Annotated in this window: 8 protein-coding genes; 2 read left to right on the forward strand and 6 right to left on the reverse strand. The window is 59.7% G+C overall.

Annotated features, from left to right (window positions below):
* From DBR24_RS25745 to DBR24_RS25770, 6 genes are all read right to left on the reverse strand, one after another.
* On the reverse strand, nucleotides 1-543 hold a 543-nt coding region (locus DBR24_RS25745), incomplete at its 3' end, for an IclR family transcriptional regulator (protein WP_256591833.1).
* Nucleotides 544-687: 144 nt separating this feature from the next.
* Entirely contained in the window at nucleotides 688-1,077 is a 390-nt protein-coding gene (locus DBR24_RS25750; RefSeq protein WP_007912330.1) for a RidA family protein, read from the reverse strand.
* A gap of 30 nt (nucleotides 1,078-1,107) precedes the next feature.
* Nucleotides 1,108-1,899 carry an amino acid ABC transporter ATP-binding protein gene (locus DBR24_RS25755; protein WP_128616126.1) on the reverse strand — a complete coding sequence of 264 codons (792 nt, stop codon included), beginning with the start codon at nucleotides 1,897-1,899 and terminating at the stop codon, nucleotides 1,108-1,110.
* A complete protein-coding gene (locus tag DBR24_RS25760; RefSeq protein WP_123468229.1) occupies nucleotides 1,896-2,558 on the reverse strand; it encodes an amino acid ABC transporter permease in 663 nt (220 codons plus the stop codon). The genes DBR24_RS25755 and DBR24_RS25760 overlap by 4 nt, the downstream gene beginning before the upstream one ends.
* 9 nt (nucleotides 2,559-2,567) lie before the next feature.
* Complete coding sequence (locus DBR24_RS25765; RefSeq protein WP_003225455.1) at nucleotides 2,568-3,230, reverse strand: amino acid ABC transporter permease; 663 nt, start codon at nucleotides 3,228-3,230, stop codon at nucleotides 2,568-2,570.
* A 50-nt stretch (nucleotides 3,231-3,280) separates the two neighbouring features.
* A complete protein-coding gene (locus DBR24_RS25770; protein ID WP_123468226.1) occupies nucleotides 3,281-4,129 on the reverse strand; it encodes a transporter substrate-binding domain-containing protein in 849 nt (282 codons plus the stop codon).
* A 336-nt stretch (nucleotides 4,130-4,465) separates the two neighbouring features.
* On the opposite strand from DBR24_RS25770, the gene DBR24_RS25775 reads away from it, so the two are divergent.
* Entirely contained in the window at nucleotides 4,466-4,897 is a 432-nt protein-coding gene (locus DBR24_RS25775; RefSeq protein WP_123468224.1) for a co-chaperone YbbN, read from the forward strand.
* A 21-nt stretch (nucleotides 4,898-4,918) separates the two neighbouring features.
* Nucleotides 4,919-5,120, forward strand: a 202-nt coding sequence (locus tag DBR24_RS31315) for a hypothetical protein (RefSeq protein ID WP_218278148.1), incomplete at its 3' end; no start/stop codon positions are given.

A 5,120-nucleotide genomic window follows, 5' to 3' on the forward strand; every position in this document is an offset into this window, starting at 1 on the left:
CAGAAAACGTTCCAGCGGCAGACGCTCGCCGTCGGGCAGGATGAAATCGTCTTCGTCGATCAAGTCGATGATCTGTTGGTCGCTCAAATGGGCGAGCAGCAGGCGCCCGGACGCGGTCCACGGGATCGGCGCGTTTTCACCGATATCGGAAGAAATGCGGAAATGCCGCTCGCCCTCCTTCATCAGCGCCACCGTGTACTTGCGCCCGTTAAGCAAGCACATCTGCGCGGTTTCCCGGGTCTGGCTGACGATCTCCTGCAAGGCGTGATCGGCCTCGCGGCTGAGGTCGAAATGACGCAGGTGCGCCTGCCCGAGAAAATACAACTGCCGGCCGAGATAAACGTGACCGTCCTTGCCCACCGGCTCCAGAATCCGTCGCTCCAGCAGTGACGCCACCAGTTCGTAGACCGTGGATTTCGGGCTGCCGATGCCGTTGGCGATGTCGTTCGGACGCAGCGGCTGGCCGATTTCCTTGAGGAAATCGAGGATATCGAACGCCCGGTCCAGACCACGGGCCCGGCGTTTGATGGTGTCTTCGGTCATGTCTTCAATTCCCAATGAAAGTGCCGGGAGTTTACCGAGAGTCCGGTGTCGACGGTTAGATCGCTTTCGCGAGCAGGCTCGCTCCTACACGACAACGTATTCCAACGGTAGGAGTGAGCCTGCTCGCGATAGGGTCACCTCGGTTCAGGCCTTCTTCTTGTAAGCGATACAGTCGATCTCGACCTTGCAATCGACCATCATGCTCGCCTGCACACAGGCTCGCGCCGGGGCGTGCTCAGGTTTGAAGTACTCGCCGAAGACCTTGTTGAAACTGCTGAAATCCCTCGGATCGTCCAGCCACACGCCGGCACGCACCACGTCTTCGAGGCCATAACCGGCCTCTTCGAGAATCGCGATCAGGTTCTTCATGGTCTGGTGGGTCTGCTCGACGATGCCACCAACGATGATCTCTCCATCCACCGCCGGCACCTGGCCGGACACATGCAGCCAGCCATCCGCCTCAACAGCGCGAGCGAAGGGACGTGGCTGACCGCCGGCGGCGGTGCTGCCGGTGCCGTAACGCGTAATGCTCATGGGTATTTCTCCTGATTACAAAACAACAGATTAAAACCGCGTGCTTTTGAGAAACTCCGCCAGACGCGGCGATTGCGGGCGTTCGAACAGTTCCTTGGGAGGCCCCTGCTCTTCGATCCGCCCCTGATTCATGAACACGATCTTGTCCGAGACCTCGAAGGCGAAACGCATTTCGTGGGTCACCAGCAACATGGTCATGCCGTCTTCGGCCAGGCCCTTGATCACGTTCAGCACTTCGCCGACCAACTCCGGGTCCAGCGCCGAGGTGACTTCGTCGAACAGCATCAGGCTCGGGTTCATCGCGATCGCCCGGGCAATCGCCACGCGCTGTTGCTGACCGCCGGACAACTGCCCGGGAAAGTGATTGCGCCGCTGTAGCAGGCCGACGCGCTCCAACCATTTTTCGGCGAGCACCACGGCTTCGTCCTTGTGCATTTTCTTCACCTTGAGCAGACCCAGGGTGACGTTCTGCAACGCCGTCAAATGCGGGAACAGGTTGAATTGCTGGAACGCCATGCCAGTCATTGCGCGATGGCGGGCGATGACTTTCTCGGCATGCCGCACGCGTTTGCCGTTGACCTCGTCGTAGCCGATGGATTCGCCGTCAAGCAGGATCTGCCCGCCCTGGAACTCTTCGAGCATGTTCACGCAACGCAACAGTGTGGTCTTGCCCGATCCGCTGGAACCGATCAACGTCACGACGTTGCCGCGCTGCATGCTCAGATCGACACCCTTGAGCACTTCCACCGCACCGTATTGTTTGTGCAGGCCGCGAATGTCCAGCAACGCCTGATTCTGTGAGGAAACTTGAGCTTGAGTCATGGCAGGGCCACCCGCTTTTCAATGTACCGGCCGAGTAATTCGATGCCGTAGTTGATGACGAAGAACAGAAAACCGGCGAACAGGTAGAACTCCAGGGTCATGAAGTTCCGGGCGATGATCTGTTGAGTACTGAGCAACAATTCGGCCACGCCGATCACCGAGAGCAAGGTCGAGGCCTTGACGATTTCGGTGGACGAGTTGACCCAGGTCGGCAGGATCTGCCGCAGCGCCTGAGGCAACAGCACGTAGCCGAGGGATTGGTAGAACGTCAGGCCGATCGCCTTGCTCGCTTCCATCTGCCCACGGGGCAACGCTTGCAACGCGCCACGAACGATCTCGGCCACGTGCGAGCCGCAGAACAGCGTCAGGCCCAGGGCGCCGGCCTGAAACGCGCTGATCTGCCAGCCCAGTGCCGGCGCCATGTAGAAGCACGCCAGCACCAGCACAAACACCGGCGTGCCGCGAATCAGGTCGACGTAAAAACGAAACGGCGCGCGCATCCAGAATTTGCCGTAGGTCAGCACCAGACCCGCGACCACACCGACCATCGTGCCGAGCAGAATCGCCAGTGCCGACACCTGCACACTGGTCAAAAAGCCTTGCCACAACGGCTCGCGCGCCACCCACAACTCATGCAACCAACTCGGGGATTCGTACATCGCGGCCTCCTATCGGCGAATCGCCAGACGCTGCTCGAGGTAACGCAGCAGCATGGCAATGAGGTAACAGGCCGCGACATACAACGCCGTGGTCACCAGCCAGGTTTCGATCACCCGGTAGCTTTCGACATTGATCTTGCGCGCGTAATAGGTCAGCTCCGGCACTGCAATCGCAGCGGCCAGCGAGGTGTCCTTGAACAGCGAGATGAAGTTGTTCGACAGCGCCGGCAAGACGTTGCGCAGCATCACCGGCACCGTCACGTAAGCCTTGACCTGCCATTCACCGAGACCGATGGCCAGCCCCGCTTCGCGCTGCCCTTTGGGAATGCTCAGCAAACCGCCACGGAACACTTCGGTCAGGTACGCCCCGGCATACAGCGACAGGGTGATGATGAACGACGGGATTTTGTCCAGACGGATGCCCAGGCTCGGCAGTGCAAAGTAGATCAACAGAATCAACACCAGAATCGGCGTGTTACGCACCACCGTGACGTACACCGAGGCCAGTACCCGCAAGGCGCGATGCTTCGACAGCAAGGCAAACGCCATCAGCAGGCCGATCACGCAGCCGATGGCGATCGACACCAGCGCCAGTTCAAGGCCCAGACCGAGCCCCGCCAGCAAGGTGTCGAAATCGCGCCACACGGCGGCAAAGTTCAACTGATAGTTCATGGTCAGCAGTACCTTGAGCGGGGCGATGCAGGCGCCCCGCTCTCACGGGATCATTTGAATTCGACGGGAAAACCGATGGCCGGCGACGGTAGATCGACACCGAACCATTGTTTGAACGACGCCGCGTAAGTCGGGAATTCGACACCGGTCATGGCTTCATGCAACGCCGTGTTGACGAAGTTCAGCCAGTCCTGATCGCCGCGCTTCACTGCGCATGCGTAAGTCTGCGGGCTCCAGGCGTAGGTCGGGCTGCGGTAGCGACCCGGGTTCTGCACCATCAGGTATTTGACCGAAGACTGGTCGGTGGCGGCCGCATCGGCGCGACCGGAGTTCACCGCCTGATACATCAGGTCAACGCTGTCGTACTGATCGACCTTGGCTTTGGGCAGCGCCTGATGCACCAGTTCTTCGGCATAGACGTTTTGCAACACGGCCACGGTGACGCTGTCGCCGGCGGCCTGCAGGTCTTCGATTTCCTTGTACTTGCTGTTGGCCGGCAGCAGCAGGCCGACACCCTCGCGGTAGTACGGCAGGGTGAACGCCACCTGTTGAGCGCGGCTGGCGGTCACGGTGATGAACTGGCAGCTCATGTCGACCTTGTCGGTCAGCAGATTGGGAATCCGCGCATCCGACGACTGCACCACGAATTCGACCTTGCCCGGATCATTGAACAGCCCCTTGGCCACGATCCGGGCGATGTCGATATCAAAGCCCTGCAACTTGCCGTCTGCACCTTGAAAGTGCCACGGAGCATTCGTGCTGCCAGTACCGACAATCAGTTTTCCACGGGCCAGCACACTGTCGAGCTTGCTGTCGGCTGCCTGGGCCATACCCATGACAGCGGACGAAGCCGCGAGAACAAAAACACACGCTTTGAACAAGGAAGGTCGGCGATGCATGGCAAGCACTCCAGAAGTTGTTTATTCCGCTATACCGGAACTCGGTTTGTTACTACGGAATAGACAGCAGAAAGTGTGCCACAGGATCGGCGGGGAATCTGTAATGGTTTGAAAGATCTGCAAAATCAAAGGGATGCAGATAAGGCCCGGTGCAGTGTTACGCGCGGGGTCATGAGGACACGCTACCGTTGGCCACACATAGAGGGTATTCGGGCCACATTTCGGGGCAGCCTGCACAAAAAAACACAATGTGCACCTGTCAGCTCTGACAGTAGCCGGACGGGTCAGTCTGGCTTACGGTCGACAGAACACGCAGCACCCGACAAGGAGACCGTCATGAGTGTGAACATCCCTTTCGCCGAACTACCGCCCACTTACCGCAAAGCCCTGAAAACCTGGCGCCCGGTGATTCTGTATTTCGCCAATGAACACTGCCCCGCCTGCGAGTGGGCCGGGCCGGTGTTTCGTGAGGTAGCCGAACCGTATCGGCTCCGGGCAAACATTTACATGCTCAACACCAGTCAATCGCCGCGCCATCCACTGGTTACCGGCACGCCTACAGTGCTGTTCTACAAGGACGGCAAACTGCTGAAGCGGCTCAAAGGCATCGGCACCGAAGAAACGCTGGCACAGGACTTCGCCCAGCACATCGGCAAGATCAAGGCTCCTGCCCCTGCGCGCAAACGCCCGCATGACCTGGCCTGGTTGCGCCAGACGCTGCGCACACTGCGCACGATCACGCGTGCACCACGGTGGAACTTTTCCTGAAGGTGCCGTGAAGCGTTAACGATGGAAGGCTGGATCGCTGGGTATTTTTCCCGCAGCGTTGTTGCGGCGGACGAATCGCTTTCGCGGGCGAGCCCGCTCGCACAGGGGCGGTGTGATGCAGCGGATTTCACTCACACCGTCATCGGTGCAGGAGCTGCCACGGGCTGCGGCAGCTCCTGCGCTTACAACGATGGTTCAGATCGGGTGACGCGTCAGCAACACC

It is taken from the genome of Pseudomonas sp. HMWF006, from assembly GCF_003061205.1.
Lineage (GTDB): Bacteria > Pseudomonadota > Gammaproteobacteria > Pseudomonadales > Pseudomonadaceae > Aquipseudomonas > Aquipseudomonas monsensis.